This window comes from Roseimicrobium sp. ORNL1 (genome assembly GCF_011044495.1).
Lineage (GTDB): Bacteria > Verrucomicrobiota > Verrucomicrobiia > Verrucomicrobiales > Verrucomicrobiaceae > Roseimicrobium.
Genome location: NZ_CP049143.1, coordinates 1951511 through 1968407, shown reverse-complemented (window position 1 = coordinate 1968407; position 16897 = coordinate 1951511). Strand labels below are relative to the sequence as shown.

Annotated in this window: 14 protein-coding genes; 5 read left to right on the top strand and 9 right to left on the bottom strand. The window is 60.3% G+C overall.

The window, feature by feature from the left end; translation table 11 throughout:
• The first annotated feature begins 104 nt into the window (after positions 1-104).
• Together G5S37_RS07930 and G5S37_RS07925 are read left to right on the top strand one after the other, a co-directional pair.
• Positions 105-1328 (top strand): hypothetical protein, encoded by a 1224-nt coding sequence (locus tag G5S37_RS07930; protein ID WP_165202484.1) that lies wholly within the window; start codon positions 105-107, stop codon positions 1326-1328.
• Between the two features lie 50 nt (positions 1329-1378).
• A complete protein-coding gene (locus G5S37_RS07925; protein ID WP_165202482.1) occupies positions 1379-1819 on the top strand; it encodes an SMI1/KNR4 family protein in 441 nt (146 codons plus the stop codon).
• 10 nt (positions 1820-1829) lie between these two features.
• Here the strand turns inward: G5S37_RS07925 and G5S37_RS07920 are convergent, their stop codons facing one another.
• The 7 genes from G5S37_RS07920 to sufU all read right to left on the bottom strand — a co-directional run bounded on the left by G5S37_RS07920 (position 1830) and on the right by sufU (position 10417).
• Complete coding sequence (locus G5S37_RS07920; protein WP_165202480.1) at positions 1830-2840, bottom strand: NAD(P)-dependent alcohol dehydrogenase; 1011 nt, start codon at positions 2838-2840, stop codon at positions 1830-1832.
• 23 nt (positions 2841-2863) lie between these two features.
• Positions 2864-3418: a cob(I)yrinic acid a,c-diamide adenosyltransferase gene (locus tag G5S37_RS07915; protein WP_165202478.1), complete on the bottom strand. Its 555-nt coding sequence runs from the start codon at positions 3416-3418 to the stop codon at positions 2864-2866.
• A gap of 402 nt (positions 3419-3820) precedes the next feature.
• A complete protein-coding gene (locus G5S37_RS07910) occupies positions 3821-5356 on the bottom strand; it encodes a DUF4340 domain-containing protein (RefSeq protein ID WP_165202476.1) in 1536 nt (511 codons plus the stop codon).
• Positions 5357-5407: 51 nt separating this feature from the next.
• Positions 5408-7591 carry a GldG family protein gene (locus G5S37_RS07905; protein ID WP_165202474.1) on the bottom strand — a complete coding sequence of 728 codons (2184 nt, stop codon included), beginning with the start codon at positions 7589-7591 and terminating at the stop codon, positions 5408-5410.
• A gap of 53 nt (positions 7592-7644) precedes the next feature.
• Positions 7645-8394 carry an ABC transporter permease gene (locus G5S37_RS07900; RefSeq protein ID WP_165202472.1) on the bottom strand — a complete coding sequence of 250 codons (750 nt, stop codon included), beginning with the start codon at positions 8392-8394 and terminating at the stop codon, positions 7645-7647.
• A gap of 104 nt (positions 8395-8498) precedes the next feature.
• Positions 8499-9449, bottom strand: coding sequence for an ATP-binding cassette domain-containing protein (locus G5S37_RS07895; protein WP_165202470.1), 951 nt, complete (start codon positions 9447-9449; stop codon positions 8499-8501).
• A 524-nt stretch (positions 9450-9973) separates the two neighbouring features.
• A complete protein-coding gene (gene sufU / locus G5S37_RS07890; protein WP_165202468.1) occupies positions 9974-10417 on the bottom strand; it encodes a Fe-S cluster assembly sulfur transfer protein SufU in 444 nt (147 codons plus the stop codon).
• Between the two features lie 131 nt (positions 10418-10548).
• Here sufU and G5S37_RS07885 point away from each other — a divergent pair, with 131 nt between their 5' ends.
• The 3 genes from G5S37_RS07885 (at position 10549) to G5S37_RS07875 (ending at position 14768) form a co-directional block, all read left to right on the top strand.
• Positions 10549-12420: a hypothetical protein gene (locus G5S37_RS07885; RefSeq protein ID WP_165202466.1), complete on the top strand. Its 1872-nt coding sequence runs from the start codon at positions 10549-10551 to the stop codon at positions 12418-12420.
• Positions 12421-12656: 236 nt separating this feature from the next.
• Positions 12657-14111: a DUF1501 domain-containing protein gene (locus G5S37_RS07880; RefSeq protein WP_165202464.1), complete on the top strand. Its 1455-nt coding sequence runs from the start codon at positions 12657-12659 to the stop codon at positions 14109-14111.
• A gap of 165 nt (positions 14112-14276) precedes the next feature.
• Complete coding sequence (locus tag G5S37_RS07875; RefSeq protein ID WP_165202462.1) at positions 14277-14768, top strand: hypothetical protein; 492 nt, start codon at positions 14277-14279, stop codon at positions 14766-14768.
• Between the two features lie 394 nt (positions 14769-15162).
• Here the strand turns inward: G5S37_RS07875 and G5S37_RS07870 are convergent, their stop codons facing one another.
• Both G5S37_RS07870 and G5S37_RS07865 read right to left on the bottom strand, forming a co-directional pair.
• Positions 15163-15492, bottom strand: coding sequence for a hypothetical protein (locus tag G5S37_RS07870; RefSeq protein WP_206026352.1), 330 nt, complete (start codon positions 15490-15492; stop codon positions 15163-15165).
• Positions 15493-15740: 248 nt separating this feature from the next.
• Complete coding sequence (locus tag G5S37_RS07865; protein ID WP_165202458.1) at positions 15741-16814, bottom strand: hypothetical protein; 1074 nt, start codon at positions 16812-16814, stop codon at positions 15741-15743.
• Positions 16815-16897: the final 83 nt, after the last annotated feature.

Here is a 16897-nt window from a genome sequence, read left to right as displayed (position 1 = left end):
AACTCCTCGCCAGCGGGCACGAATTCCGCTAGGGTGCCTGCCCCATGAAGCTCGCCTCGCTCCTTTCCCTGCCTGCCGCGCCTTCAGAATCACGGAGCACTTCCATGGAGGACCGAACTTATTTTGAGTCGTGGCATGACGAGGCGGAAAACGCAGCATCCCCTGCGACAACTTCTGCCAAAACAAAGTCCAGGAAGATCGTCACGCCGGTGCGGGAGCACTCGGAACTGGTGATGCACTTCACTCTCCTGCTGCATGCGGATCCGGACCTGGGTTGGCGATTCTCCGAGCCTGCAAAAGAAGCCCCCATCCCGGTGCTGGAACTGGATGTGGAGGGACAAACGCAATCCTTCACGCCGGTCTATGAATTGCGCCCCAGCCAGGCACGACTTGGGAAAATCCGCGTGCCTGCGGGCTCACCACCTCCCCTGCTGTTGACCACGGAACTCACGGCCCGCATGCAGGAGACCTGCCGTCAGCGTCGCCTCTGTGCGATGGATCTGAATGGACGCACCCTGCTGCGCGCACCGGGACTGCTGGTGGACCGGGCGGCACTGCCCGGCCGCGCGTACAAGCACGAGGTGGAGCCACGGAACATCTTCGTCGGAAAGAGCGCCCGCATTCTGCGCACGCTGCTGACGGATGTCTCACATCCGTGGAGTCATGGCGACGTGGTGGCACGCTGCAAGGCAAGCGCCGGACTGGTCTCGCGCATCGCGCAGCATCTCATCACCCAGGGGGTCGCCTCGCGCGCCAATCAGCGGGAGCTGCAGGTAGTCCAGATGGCCGGTTTGCTGGATGCCTGGGCGGCGACTGACAACTTCGAAGCGCGAACGAAGTCACTGCACTTCGCCACGGAGGAGCGCAGCCCGCTTGAAGTAGCTCACACACTGCGCGCCTGGGCGAAATCGCAGAATGTCCAGATTGCCTTCACCCGGCAGTTTGCCGCAGGTCTGCGCCATCCCGAGGGAGCGCCACCGGAATCCGAAGAGGATGTGGTGTCTGTTTATCTCTCCGCCATGCCGGATGCGGCGGCGCTGGAGCAGATGGATCTTCGCATCGACAACATCGAAGATGATTCAGAGCAAGCTTCACCGATTGTCGGCGGACTGTGGTTGCACGGCCCGGATGATGAAGGTGTGTTCCTTGAGACCCAGCCGTCCTACCGTTATGTCAGCATCCTGCAGCAGTATCTGGATCTCGACCTGCCACTGGTGAGTGATGCACAGATGTATCTGGACCTGGTGAAGAGTTCTCCGCAAGGCGAGGAACAGGCGCGCAGGTTGAGGGCGTGGGAGGGATTTTGCCGGGGGAATGGGAAGGTGTAACGGAGACGTATGCCGCACAACGTCACGATTAAAGTCAACAACCCGAAGAAATGACCGCGGAGGAATTCAAACAACAATTTGGGCTCACGTTGCCTTCAGTCTACCTTGAGAAGGCGTCGCAGTCGGATGAGATCGCAGGCTATGATTACGTTCCAGGTCCGCGGTACAAAGAATTCAATGCAGAATACGAATCTGGTGAGCAGGCTTCCGTCCACAACGCCACGCTGCTATTTCTCACCAGTTCAGTTGCCGGCATGTTGATGCCGAGTTCTTTGGAGATGCTCCGGTACTACAGGGACCTGCCTGACCAATTTCTCCCCATCGCCGCCATTGGAAATGGTGACTACGTACTGTGCGACACTGAGGCGCAAAACTCCAATCGAGGGACGGGAATTTTTTACTGGGACCACGAGTCAGGAGACATGTTCCCTATCGCAGAGTCGCTGGAGAGCTTTTATGGAAGCCTGGAGAAGGTGAATTGGGACGAGTGAACATCCCACCCTACGCCTCGATCACAATCTTGCCGAAGTGGGCTCCAGCCGCCATGTGTTCGAAAGCGGCACGGGCTTCAGCGAAACTGAAGACGCGGTCGATCACAGGTTGCAGCTTGTGCAACTCGATGGCGCGCAGCATGGCTTCCATGTGCTCGCGGTTGCCCACGTAGATGCCCTGCACGGTGAGGCTGCGGGCGATGATGGGCCAGGGATTCACGGTGCCCTCGAACCCGGTGAGCACGCCAATGACGCTCACGCGACCGCCATAGCGCACAGCATCGAGCGACTTCTGCAAGGTACCCGCACCACCGAGTTCGATGACGTGGTCCACGCCGCGCTTGCAGGTGAGCGCAAAGGCTTCACGTTCCCAGTCGGGCTTGGTCTTGTAGTTGATGCCTTCATCCGCGCCGAGTTCCTTCGCACGTGCGAGTTTCTCGTCGCTGCTGCTGGTGATGATGACGCGTGCTCCATGCATCTTCGCGAACTGCAAGGCGAACAGGGACACACCACCGGTACCGAGGGTGAGCACGGTGTCACCAGATTGCAGATGGCCGTGACCGACGAGTGCATTCCACGCAGTAAGTCCGGCGCAGGGCAACGTGGCCGCTTGTGCGAAGGTCAGTGAATCCGGCAGGCGCACGAGTCCATCTTCACGAATGAGCACCTGCTCCGCGAGCACCCCCTGAAGTGCGCCGCCGAGGGCGGACTTCATCACGGCATGGGTCATGCCGCCTGCGGGCCAGTGCTGGAAGAACAAGGGTATGACGCGGTCTCCTGATTTCCACCTCGTGACACCAGCGCCAACCTCCAGCACTTCCCCTGCCCCGTCTGAGCAGATGGTGAAGGGCAGCGGTAGATTTCCCGGACGTTCACGCTTCGTGGTGCCGAAGTCTCGATAGTTCAACGAAACCGCACGGATGCGTACGAGCACTTCATGCGGTCCAGGCTTGGGAGCTTCCAGCTCCACCAATTCCAGTCCCTGCGGACCCTCGGGTCTCTGAATTTGCCATGCTTTCATGGTATATCACTTTCTATCACCAATCATTCACCGGACGGCGCTGCCTTCTCCTCGATGCGCGCCATCAGCCAGAGTACGTCTGAGAGACGGTTGAGGTAGCGGACAATCTCTTCATTCGGCACGGCCTCAGGGGTGCTGTTGAGACTCACCACGGCGCGCTCAGCTCGGCGGCACACGGTGCGGGCGACATCGCAATGGGCGCCGCTGAGTGAACCAGCTTCACCAGGAAGAGCCCAGCCTTTGAATTGGAGCGCGCCGGCCTTCTCCAATTCGCGCACCAGTTCATCCAGATGCTGTACGGTGGCGGCATCGACACGCTGCGGATGTGTCTCCGCGTAGCGAGTCTCCTGCCCGGGGGGCGTGGCGAGTTCACCCATCAAGGCGATGAGCGTCTTCTGCATGAGCGGCACTTCGCGGAGAGCGGCTTCTCCGGTGGCAGTGAGGCGTACGACGCCGAGGGCGGCATTCAATTCATCCACACAGCCGATGGCATCGATGCGTGGATAGTCCTTCTGCACCCGGCAGCCAAAGAGCAGGTCAGTTTCGCCAGTGTCGCCGCGCCGGGTGGTGATGGACATGGGTATGGCTACGGTGCGGGTGGGGGGTGTTCAAGAGGGAAGATGGGGATGGTCATGTGCATGGGACGCTTTGCACTGCCACGCAGTCATCGGGAAATCCGGCCATGATCACGGGCTATGGGTATGCGGCGAATTTGGAGTGCTGGATCCCGCATGCGGGACAGCTTTTGGGAGCAGAGCTTGCTCTGCGTGAAGTTACACTCGGCGTGCTACATGCTGGAGGATGGGAAGTTCTCTCTGGCTTCACGGCAGCAAGCTGCCTGCGGAAAGCTGGAGCAAGCTCCAGCACTCCAAATCAAGGCAGCGCTTCGCGCAAAGCGGACACAAAAGAAAAGGACATGCGGCGCCATGTCCGCATGTCCTCTCTGAGACGTTTCGTTTGGTCTGCTTGGTTCGCCTCGACTAGGACGAGGCGGGCTTGGACTCAGCAGGTTTGTCGGTGCTCGGTGCGGGAGCAGGAGATGGTGCTTCTGCGGGCTTTTCAGCAGGAGCAGCGTCAGGCTTGGCGGGAACAGGCGCTGGTGCAGCAGGCGCGTCGGGCTTTGCTTCCGCGGGTTTGGTTTCAGCAGGCTTCGCCTCGGAAGGTGCGGGCTTCGTTTCAGCAGGCTTCTCCGCACTCGGTGCGGGAGCGGGAGCTTCTGCAGGTGCCGGCGCAGGTTGCGGCCTGGCGATGGAAGCAGGAGGGATGGAGAGGGGCCTGGGCGGCCTGGGGGCCACGGTGGGCGCCGGCAAAGCTCCGGGCATGTCGGCGCCGGGCGCAGGCTCGGCGGGTGCGGAGGATGCATCGCGGATCAGCTCGCTACGCTTCTTCACCAGGGCACTCACGCCGTACGGCGAGACTTCATAGACCCAGCCTTGTTGCTTCTGCTCGGCTGCCAGCTGCGCGGCGAGTCCCTCGTTATGTTTCTTGAACTCTTCGTCCAGGCGCTTCTTGTCCTCCTCCTTCTCATCGGCGCCGGGCTTGCGTTCCTTGGGGAGGTCCGCAGAGACCTTGAAGGTCACCAGATACCCGGGTGCGGAGCCTTCCTCGCTTCCCTTCTTCTGTTCGAGCAGTTCCACATCATAGGTGAATCCGTCGAAGGTCACGAGCTTCGCCTTGGTGGCACCCTTCATGGTATCCGGGGTGACCTTGTCCTTGGGCAGCACGTCGGAAGGCGGACCTTCGAGCACGCGACCGTCCAAGCCGGAGGCCTTGGCAGTGTCGAGTTCTTCACCGGCGGGCGCATTCACAAAGGTGAAGGGCACATTCATTTCCTTGCGCTCTGCCTTCCACGAGTCTGCGGCATTCGGGAAGGTGACCTCCACAGACTTCACACCCGTGATGATGGGCCATGCCGTGTCGATCCAGCCCTTCGCATCCACCTGGAATTCATCGAAGCTGTCTTCCACCACCCACACGGTGTCCTTGTCATTGGGCGTGCGGACGAAACGCTGCGGGGTGGGTCCGCCGAACATGTTGCCGCTGGAGGCGCCGCCGGAAGTTTTGGGAGAGGAGCCCACCACCACGCTGCCGAGCACCGCGCCTTTTTCATCCTGCAGCTGCACCTCAAGGCCGGCACCCTCACCCGCCTGTGCATCCGTCGGGGACAGTACCTTCAGCTTCGCTAGGGCGGTCTTGCCGACTTCCTTGCGGTCCTTGATTTTCACATCTTCCAGCGCCTGCACGGCGTGCTCGATCTTCTGGAAGGCCGCAGGGTGACCACTGCGCTCTTCCACGACCCACTGATTGCCAGAGACAGCGAGCGTGACCTTGCCCTTGGGGTCCTGGATGACGATCTTGCGGATTTTGTCCGAGGGGATACCGGGCAGGAGATACTCACGCGCATCCGCCTTGCTCAAGCTGTAGCCGCTGGTGCGTTCGTCGGTCGCCTTCTTGTAGAAGAAGGCGAACCCCACAAGCGCGACAAGGACGACGAGAAGGATTGCAGTTTTTTTCATGTGATGGGAACAGCGTGCAAAAAAGAATGACTTTCAGAAGTGGCTCCTGCTTCAGTGGGCGGCCTGCAGGGAGTGGCGACGCATGGCCAGTACGAGGCCGATGGCAATGACCAGCAGCGGGATACCGACCATGTTGGCGATGGTGATTTTCATCTCGAGACTGTCCTTCTGCCTCTTCAACTCCTTCTCGGCATCGCGCTTCTTTTTCTGGATTTCGAGCTGCGTGTCCTTGAGCTGCTGAAGCTGCTGCTTGTTGGGATTGAGGAACACCACGCCCTGCTCCTGCTTCGCGCCGGAGAGACTGGCGATTTCCTGCACCACCTTCGCGAGGGCAAGGTTCTGCTCCTCAATGATGGGCCGGTACTTGGCCTCCACGGTGGACATGAGTTCGCTCATCTTGGTGAACTCACGCTGGCTGGAGGCGCGGCTGCGCACAGCCACGAGGTCGGAGCTACCACTCGCCATTTCAATGATGTTGAGCATCATCGGGATGTTCGAGTTGCTGGGGATGGGAAGTGGACGACCGGACTGGTCCCGCTGAAGCGCGAAGACATCGTAGAGCATGTCCGCATCGGAAAAGAGGAACACCATGCCTTCGTTGTTCACGGACTTCTTCAGTAACTCTGGTCCTGCCGATTTGGCGGGTTCTGCTGCTGGCGCTGCTGCAGTGGCGGGTGCAGGGGCTGCAGGCTTTTCCTCGGCTGCGGGCTTGGTCTCAGCGGGCTTTTCGGCGGGTGCCGGTGAAGCGTCCTTGTTAGCTGCAGGAGCAGGAGCAGGAGCAGGAGCAGGAGCAGGAGCAGGAGCAGGCGTGGCGGCGGCGGCAGGCGCGCCAGCGTCCTTCTTGTCTTCCCCACCGGTTTCACCCGGGAGTCCAGGGATGCTCATGCCAGGAGGAAGGCCGGGAATGCCCGGACGCTTGGGACCACCAGGAGGTGCCGGTTCTGCCTTGGGAGCTCCCTCCGGGAAGGCGGTGGTGAAGGTTCCAGTCAGACGGACGGCCAGCACCTTTCTCTTTCCATCCGGTTGGAAGGTGGTGATGTCCTGCGTCTGCACCTTCTCCGCTTCGCTGCTGTCGATGAAGGAGGAGTTTTCAGACGATTCCACGAGGCGGGTCGCGGTGATGCCCTCCCGCGTGCTCACCTCGAAGGCGCCTGCGGAGAACATCTGAATCTTCTCAAGCTCGGAGGTGAGAGGTTCGCTGGTGTTGATGCCATCCCGACCCACGCTGAGGAAGGTGGGGACAGAACGGCCGCCGCCCAGATCCAGGCGGTACGTCATGTCTGCCACCAGATTGGAACTGTTGTACCCGATGCCCCAGCTCTTGAAGAGCTTCGGCAGGTCAGACACCGGTGGGATAGCGGAAGGAGGCATGCCCATGCCCATCTGGTTCTGGCTGCTGTACACCGCCTCTGCCACCATGGAACGGGGATCCACCATGGCGATGACCTTGCCGCCCTTGAGCAGGAACTGGTCGATGGCGAACTGGGCGGTATCGCTGATGCCCGCGGGGTGCACCACGAAGAGAATCTTCACGTCCGCATCGATGCTGTCGGAGGTCATGGGGATCTCACGCACATCATAGTCCTGACGCAGATGCTGGATGAAAACCCACGGAGGTGGCGTGCGCTGCGGCATGCCGGGGAAGTTCATGGCTGGCGCGGCAATGGGCATGGCGCTCATGACCCCCACCACGAGGCGGTTGTGTTCGCCAGCAGTCACCTTGGAGATGGCTCGGGCGATGAGGTACTCGAGCTGGGCTTCGTCATTGGGATTGAGCACGGGGATGATCTCCTTGTGATCCACTGCTTCGACGGCGAGACCGAGGTAGAACTTGCTCGTGCCGTCCAGGCCATTGAAGCCGGTGATGTCATCAGCAATGGCCTTGTCCTCATCCTCCGTGCTGGGACGGGGGTCGATGCGCTCCAGCTTGATCTTGCCACGCGACTCCTTCTCGATCTCCGAGAGCAGGTCGCGCACCGGCGTCACATAGTTGAGCGCGCCCTGCGGGATGATGCGCGAGTCCTGCGTGGCATAGAAACGCATGGTCACCGGCTCATCCGGATTGATGCGATCAATGATGTGCCTGGTCCCGTCCGAGAGGGTGTAGATGTTCTTCTCGGTAAGGTCGAACTTGGGATTCAGGAAGTTGAGGTATCCGACGATGTAGTTCAGCACCACGATGATGCCGATGACAATCACCATGATAAGGGCTGACACGGTAGCCTTGTGTTTCATACGCAACAGGAAGGTCTGGGTGAAGAAGTGGAAAGAAGGGTCAGCGGAGGGGTTCAGGCACGCTTGCTCTGCAGGGCGTGGTGCGTGATCATGAGGCAGACGGCGATCACGCTGGCGAAGTAGAGCACGTCGCGGAAGACGATGAGCCCCTTGGTCATGTAGTCATAGTGCCTCATGAAGGCGAGCTCGGAGATGGTATTGATGGGGCCCGAGAGCCAGTCCGGAGCGACCTTCAGGATGGAGTCCACCACCGGCTGGTGTCCCACCAGGAACATGAGCAGACAGATGGTCACGGAAATGATGAAGCAAATCACCTGGCTGCGGGTGAAGGCACTGACGGCGCTGGTGATGGCCAGGCAGGCCAGGGCATACAGGTAGCTCGCGATGTAACCGCTGATGATGGGGCCAGGGTCAGGCTGGCCGAGGTAGAACACCGTCCACACAATCGGGAAGGTGAGCAGCAGCGCCACGAGCCACACGGTGGCCGCCGCGAAGTACTTGCCCAGAATGGCGTGCCACGAGGAGATGGGCATGGTCATGAGCAGCTCCATGGTGCCGAGGCGATGCTCCTCTGACCAGAGACGCATGCCCACGGCGGGCACCAGCATGAGGTAGATCCACGGATGCCAGACGAAGAAGCCCGTCAGCGACGCATTATCCTGGGCGAGAAAACCACCGAAGATGAAGGTGAAGCCCTGCACGGAGAGCAGGAAGATGACGAGGATGATGTATGCCAGGGGCGAATTGAAATAGCCGAGCAGCTCGCGCTTGTAGACGGCAAAAATATTTTTCCAGGGACTCATGGGGAGAACGTGTGGTGGTAAATCAATCAAAAGGGAACAACACCGCCGGACGCGTGGAGAACTTTTTCAGTGCCCGACGCGCCGGGGACCAGGACGGCATTTCCTCATGCGGTATCTGAGCGGGTGAGGGCGCGGAACATCTCATCCAGACGTCCCTCTTCGCGGTGCAGTTCCTCAATCTTCCACGCCTTTGCCTGGGCGAGGGCGGCAATTTCGCGGGCGAGTCCGTCATGGCTGCCCTTGCGGGAGGGCAGCACACGGCCAGCGAAGCGGGCATCCTCCGCAAAGGTGCTTTCCACTTTCTCCACGCCGGTGATTTTCCCGAGCTCTTCGCGGATGGCCGTGCCGGGGGCACCATGGATGACCACGCGCACGGCATCGGCGCCGGGGGCGCGCCGCTTGAGCTGGTCCGGAGTGCCGTCCGCCACAATCTTGCCGCGGTCGATGATGATGGCGCGGGAGCAGGCGGCCTCCACTTCCTCCAGGATGTGGGTGGAGAAGATGATGGCCTTCGTCTCACCCATGCGCTTGATGAGGTTGCGCACTTCGTGCTTCTGATTGGGGTCGAGACCGTCGGTCGGCTCGTCCAGGATGAGCACTTCCGGATCATGAATAATACTCTGGGCAAGGCAGGTGCGGTGGCGGAAGCCCTTGGACAGGGTGTCCACGCTCTGGTTTCGCACCGGGCCGAGGAAGCAGGTCTCCAGCGCCTTGTCCACGGCCTTCGAGCGGGCGGCCCCGTAGAGGCCACGCATTTCCGCGCAGAAGCTGAGGAATGCGGAGACGCTCATGTCTGAGTACAGAGGCGCATTCTCGGGCAGGTAGCCGATGCTGCGCTTGGCTTTCTCCGGTTCCTCCAGCATGTCCACGCCACCCACGTGAATGGTGCCGGCGGTGGGAAGGTAGTAACCGGTGACCATGCGCATGGAAGTGGATTTCCCGGCGCCATTGGGGCCGAGGAAGCCCAGCACTTCACCTTTTTCCACATTGAAGGTCACTCCATCGACTGCGACCTTGGTTCCAAATTCTTTTCTTAGGTCCTTTACCTGTATCATGATGTGAGGATGTGCCTTGGGCTTTGTGCAGGGAAAAGTAACGCCGGGGTGACTGGATTGTTACACCCACATTCACTGTGCGAGTGGACACGGGCGGAGACAAAATCTGTGCGCAATGCTGCCAAAGAGTTCAAGAAAAAAGTGAGCTGTCAGGGATTTGTGCAAAAGGGGATCTACCGGGAATCACGTGAGAACTCCCCCATCGTTTTGGAAGGAAGGAAGTCGAGACAAAACATGGTGCGGTGAGGGAATTGAATATTACTTACGAACATAGTCAGGCACAGCCCGGCATGGTGCCCTCCACAGGCCAGCGAGGCCTTCGGAGTTTCCGTGTACTCCCGTCACCGGCGGGATTGGACGTGTTCTTAAAAAGTGCGGGAGAGATGTCGCCAGCAGGTTCATGGGTTTTTCCAAAACCGTGTGCTCCATGAGTGGGTGGAAGAACGTCAGCCCCTCTTTCCCACAATCGTCACGCCCAACCGCAAGCAGGCAAGCACCTGCACCGTCGAGCGCCCCGCCACCACTCACCCCTGCTCCGCCAGTACGGCCCGGAGGAGTTGCGCGGCCAGGGTGGCACACACCACGCGGGCGGGGAAGCGTGCCAGGCTGAGCAGCGCGCCCGCGTCGCCGAACTCCTCATGGTGCGCTTCCGGGTCGGCGCTGCCTGAGGTCATCACTTCACAGAAACGGTCCAGCAGCCGGGAGGCCTCCTCTGTCTTCAGGCCCTGTACCATGCTCAGCACCAGCGAGGCCCCGGCCTGGCTCGCGGCACACCCCGCCCCCTCAAACCGCGCACAGGTGATGGCCGGCTCCGGCTCGGAAGAAAGGCAGAGAGTCAGGGTCACCACGTCTCCGCACGCCGGATTTTCCACCTTTTCCCGCTGCAACGCGCCCTCACAGACACCACGATGCCGCGGATTGCGGTAGTGGTCTCTGAGGACGGCTTCACAGACTTCCGGGGTGAGCATGCCTCCCGTCCTCCACGGTCCGGCCGGGTGCGTCAACCCTGGGCCTCAACTCTTTTCCTTCCTGACGCGGATGTGTTTTCAACATCCTTGCCATTTAGGTGACCAAAAACTATGCTTCCCGCTCCTCTTTCATGCTGAAATCCCAGACTCACGCTACTTCTGACGCGGCCGAGCCCTTTATCCTGTTCCGCCCCTTCGTGCGGGCCTGGCGCTGGCTGTTCCCGCCCAGCTTGGCGGACATGGACAGGCAGTCGGAATCCACCCGCCTGATTGCGAAGATTTTGATCGTCGTCGCCTTCCTCGGCATCTCGACGATCGTGCTGCTCTACGGGAAGACCTGGTACAACATGTGGCAGCACTTCCGCTCCAACCAACTGGTGGAGGACGCCAAGCAGTACGAGAAGGACAGGCAGTTCATGAAGGCGTGGACCTCCGCCACGAAGGCCTACCATCTGGACCCGGAGAACCCCAACGCCATCCGCACGCTGGCCGGCTACTATGTCCAGACAAAGCAGAAGTACTCCACCTACCTCCTCGACAAGCTGAAGAAGCTCGGGCAATTCACGGATGCGGACCTCCAGCTCGAAATCGAAGCCCTGCAGAACCTGTCTGACAACAAGACCGCCAGCGTGAAGATCGAGGAGAGCCTGCGCAATTCCAAGCCGAACCGCCGCGTGGTGGAAATCGCGGACCAGGTCATGCGTAACCTGAATCGCAAGGAACAGCTCCTGGAAATCCTCCGGGTGTACGTGGAGCGCGCGCCCGATGATCTGGACATCAAGCTGACATACGCCCTGCGCCGCATCGAGCTGGGCAACCCCATCCAGAAGAGCGAGGGCATGGCGGCCGTGTGGCAGGTGGCGGAGTCCAAGGAGAAGCCGGGGCTGGAGGCGCTGGAATTTCTCGATGAGCAGAATCTCACTGACCCGGGAGAACAGCGGCTCATCATTGCCCTGCTGGAGCGCCACCCCCTCGCGGGCGAGCCCCACCGCATCGCCGCAATGAAGCGGACCGTGGCCCTCGACCCGGCAAGACGGAAGGAAATCATGGACCGCGCCGTGGCAGATCGCCTCAAGGCAAAGCGCGAGGACCTGGAACCCATTGCCCGCTGGCTCTCCACGGAGGGTGAGTACGACCGCTTCTTCATTCTCTTCAACGAGGACAAGGTGCGCGAGTACCCCCCTCTCCTGCGCCACTACCTGAACGTGCTCATGCTGCAAAACAAGCATGATGAGATGGAGCGGCTCATCAACGACCCCCGCACCCGCCTGCAAACGTACGAGCGCGCCCTGTACACCGCACACCTGGCCTACATCCGGGGCAAGAGCTGGGATGAAGTGAACGACCTCCTGGTGAAGGCGCTGCATTCCGCGGAGCAGTACGGCCGGATAGAACTGGTCGTGCACATCGCTTCCTATGCGGAGCAGCGCAACCACCCGCTGGTGGCCGAGCAGGCCTACCGCATTGCCTCCAGTCTCCGGGTGCGCTCGGAACCCATGCAGCGCAGGGCCTTCGACGGCTTGCTGAAACTCACCTACCGCAATGGCAATTCCAAGGGCTTCATGGAAGCCTGCCACGATGGTGCAGAACGCTGGCCGGAGAACAAGGAAATCCGTGAGAGCTCCCTCTACGCCAACCTTCTGGCCGGGATGAACCTGGAGACCACCATCGCCAGCGCGCAAAAGCTGCTCAACGACACCCCGGACGATTCGCGGCTGAAGCTGCTCGCCGCACTCGGGCACTTCCGGATGCTGAACTATGATGCGGCGGCGCATGCGATGAATCAAAGCAACCTCGGTCACCTCACCCCTGGTCAGGCGGCAGTACTCTGTGGCATCCTGACCTCCGCAGGCCGCGACGCCCAGGCCAAGGCCATCGCGAGGCAGATTCCGCAGGGGCAGATGATGCTCCAGGAGGAACTCCGCTTCCTCCAGCTCACCGAGCCCAACCGACTGCCCCCTGCCGTGGCGGAGGCTCCGGCACCACCGCCGCCGCAGTTGTAGATTTGCTCGCGAGTGGGGAATCAGGGATTTCAACACGGAGTCACAGAGACACAAAGACACAGAGCTTAAGAGAACGCTCTTTTTAAAAATCCTCCGTGTCTCTGTGTTGAAATCCAGCACTTGGTTTTCGACATGTCGACATTGCAATTTCCTGTCCAAAACGGGTGATCCGCATCGTTACACGCAGAAGAAGCAGCGCCCACGCCGCTCCGCTCACGAGCCCCCCTCTCCTGCCGATGCACCCTGCCCTTTCCAGCACCAGCCATCGCTTCCCTTGTTCGGGAGGACGCGCCCTGTGGGCCCCCACGCGCCGTGAGTTTGTCTATGGGCTCGGCGCGAGCGTGGGCAGTGTCGCCCTTTCCACCCTGCTGGCAGCGGAAGAGCAGCAGAAGAAACTTGGACCACTCGCTCCGAAGGAAGGCCACGTGGAGGCGAAGGCGAAGCGCTGCATCTTCCTCATGATGGAGGGCGGCCCCTCGCACATCGATACCTTTGACCCGAAGCCCGTGCTGGCGAAGCAGCACCTGAAGGAATTCACCCGCACGGACAAGCAGCAGTCCGCCATGTCCGGTGGGAAACGCTACTTCGTGCAGAGCCCCTTCCAGTTCCGCAAGGCCGGCCAGAGCGGCGCGGACATGTGCACGCTGTGGGAAAATCTGCAGCACGTGGCGGATGACCTCTGCTTCTACCGCGGCTGCCAGGTGGACTCGGTGAATCACCCCACCGCCATGTATCAGATGAATACCGGCAACCGCTTCGGCGGCGACCCGGCCATCGGCTCGTGGACCACCTATGGCCTGGGCAGTGTGAATCAGGACCTGCCCGGCTTCGTGGTGCTGCCCGAGGTGAGCTACCCGCAGGGCGGCTCCTCAAACTGGAGCAACGGCTACCTGCCTGCCAGCTTCCAGGGCACCCCGCTGCGCGCGAAGGGCTCGCCCATTCTCGACCTGCAACCGCCCAAGGGCATCACACCCGAGCTGCAGCGCGCGAATCTCGACCTGCTCGCGAAGCTCAATCAGGAGCACCTCGCCGAGCATCCGTGGCACGGCGAACTCTCCGCCCGCATGGAGAACTACGAGCTCGCCTTCCGCATGCAGATGCAGGTGCCGGGCATTCTCGATTTGTCCAAGGAAGACCCGAAGACCCTGGAGCACTACGGCATCGGCAACGACCGCACGGATGCCTTTGGCCGCAAGTGCCTGCTCGCGCGGAAGCTCGTGGAGCAGGGCGTGCGCTTCGTGCAACTCTACGCCGGCACGTGGGACAGTCACGACTACATCGAGCGCGCCCATGCGAACCTCATCGGCGCCGTGGATAAACCCATCGCCGCCCTCATCGCCGACCTGAAGCAGCGCGGCATGCTGGAGGACACCCTCGTGGTGTGGTGCGGTGAATTCGGACGCTCACCCGACAACGGCGTGCGCGGCGGCACCGCTTACGGCCGCGACCACAATCCCAAAGCCATGACCATCTGGTTCGCCGGCGGCGGTGTCAAAGCTGGCCACACCATCGGCGCCACCGATGAAACCGGCGCCGAAGCCGTGGAATGCGTGCACCACGTGCGTGACTTGCACGTGACCCTATTGCGCTTGCTCGGGCTGGATGACAACCGGTTGACGTTTTATCACGCGGGACGCTTCAAGCAGCTGTCGCAGTTTGGCGGGCAGGTGATTAAGGAGTTGATCGCGTAGGCGAAGTCGTGCCATCACATTGGACGCAGCACAGATAGGAAGTAGGGTCTCCTGACCGGACAGCGTCCGGCGGGTTTTCCTACCCGCCCGAACAAGCGGCTTTATCCTGTGCGCCACAACACCATTGCGATTGCCGTTTTTCGCAGTTTCTCGATAATCAGCTCCATGAAAAAGCACTCATGGAATGCAGCACTCACGCACTCCTTATACGCAGGGAGAACTCTCGCATTACTGACGGCATTCCTCCTTTCCTGCCTGGAGTCAACAATAGCCGAAACGCCAGACTACGTGCACGCAACAGGTGACACCTGCCTGCTGCATGAAAATAACGCCTGGTTCATCGCGAAGTTTGAAGGCTTTGTGCAAGTCACGGATATGGTCATCTGGTATGAGGCTGATGACAAGGAACGGAAACCCAAGTCGAAGCCACATCCGACACTTCAAGTTGGCGACGAAAAAGTCTTTAGAGAAAACACCTTGATGGTGCTGCTCGATGTCCTGCAACATCCGTTATCGAGTGAGCAGGATGCACGTGCGTGGAAGGACAAATCGGGTTGGGAGAAAGGTGAGTGGCAAAAGAACCTCCTCCGTGAGGTGAAGGATGTGAAGAGAATCGACATAGCTGCTGACAAAAAAGCTCCACCTCAAAAGAAATGACATTGGTCCTGGCAGCCGCTGCCTGAAGGGCAGCAGGAGCTCAGCCAGGGTTAGGGAGCCTTGGCGACCGACACCCTGGGTCGGCATCCAAAAAAATCATCCGACCCTGAAGGGGTCGAGGAGAGTGCCGCGAAGGTCTGCCATATTGCATTCGCCATTCCACGACTCCCCGACCCTTTCAGGGTCGAATACATTCTGATACACCACCCAGGGTGTCGGTCGCCTGAAGCTCCCTAACCCTGGGCTGGGCTCCTGCGCCCCTTCAGGGCGCGGCTGCGGAGAGCGCCCAAGCGAAACATCATGTGTTCATCCCGCCTCCACCGCGAGCAACGAGAACGCGCCTCCAAACCAAACCCACCTCAGTAGTCTCCACAGCCATGGGTCGCATCTGCTCTCAGCGAGGCAGTTGAAACCCCAACAAACGAGCTGCCATGCGCTGCCCAAAGAAGACAAGCGCAAATCCCCACGCGACCCCCATGAATCCAATCATCAAATCCACCAGCGAGACAGGCTTTCCATATAGTCGGTCAATCCCCATATCCACCAGAGTAAAAAAGGTAAAGCCAGCCCACATCACCAAAAGAAATCTTCGCTGCTTCTGGTAGTCAGCATTTCCTGCCAGCATCTTATGGCTGATGGCAAGCGACACCAGGAAGACCGTCGCAGAAAATGCGAGGAACAGTCCCGTGACAAGGAGCGGCACATACCAGTTCATGGTTGCCATCAAGCTTAGCGCAGTTTCATAAAAACACAGCCAAAAAGTGGCGGGTAGGAAAACCCGACAGACGCTGTCCGGTCAGGAGACCCGACCTCCTGTGCCGCCACCCGCCATGCCACAGCCCACATCCCTAGCGCTGCGTTTTTGTGTTTTTTTGCGGTTATTCATATTCGCGCGGCATACGCCACCGCGATCCAAACTCCACCGCCACACTGACTACCGTCGCACCGCTTACCACTCACCTCTAATCGACCCTACTTCTTCCCTTCTGCAGCCTCCTCCTTCGCCGCGTCCGCCTCGATCTTCTTCATGTCGAGGAGCTGGAAATTCGTCATGCGGTTAAAGATGGGGGCGTAGCGGTCCCATTGTTCCTTCGGAGCGCCGGAGATCATCACCACGCCGGCATCGAGGTCGTCCCCCGTGGTCCAAAAGAGCGAGTACAGGATGCGGTACTTCCCCTCCTCCACCTCCAGGCAGGTGCGGGTGAACATGCCCTGCTCCTTCTCCTCGCATGTAGAGAGGACTTTCACATTGCCCTTCTGTTTGTTCTCGAGGAATCCCTGGAGGAATTCCTTCGGCGTCTTCCCGGTTTTCTCCTTCAGCCCGAAGAAGGCCTGGATGCGCACGCCGGTTTCATAACCGCCGCCACTGGCGATGTCCTGCTCGGAGATGGTCCACATGAAAGCGGGTCCGTTGTGGCTTTCCGAGTAGTGCCAGGCTTTGGGCCTGGGGATTTTGCCACCGAGCGGGTCCAGGATTTGCTCCACGAACTCGTCCACCGTGGCCTTCGCGGCAGCCTTTTCCTCTGCCGTATCCGGCCACACCAGGGCGAGGAGGTCATCCGGGATCACCAGGTTTTCCTTTGGGCTCTTGGCTGCAGCTTTCTGCCACTCCACCGGGATGGGCGGGTTTTCGGCCTTTTGGCTGTCCGATTTTATTGTGGCCTCATCCGCTATGGCAAAGACGACGGGACCTTCTTTCACCGCTATCGCGGGCAGGGCTTCCAGCTTCTTCTTGAGCGGTTCGAGGCGCGCAATCTCTTTCTCGTCAGGCGTGATGAACCACACCCTCGCCACCTTGCCGGGTTTCACTGCCGTCACCACGTAGAAGGGGGACTTCGGGCTTGCCTCCTTGGTGAAATACTCATGGCATGCCGCTTCGATGGCCTTCGTGTATGCCGCCAGCACCTTGACCTCCGGCGCGCGCGTCAGCAGCACGTCATTCGTCTGATAGAGAATAACGCCGCCAGTCTTGAAGCCATCGGCACCATGAGCCATGCCTGCCAAGGTCAAGGCAAGCGTGAGGACGAGCGAGGTAAGTCTTTTCATGCAGTTGGGGGGCTTTGATCAACACAGATACAAACACAACTCAATCGGGAATTGTTGGGTTTTGCGAGCCCTTTTAGGGTGAA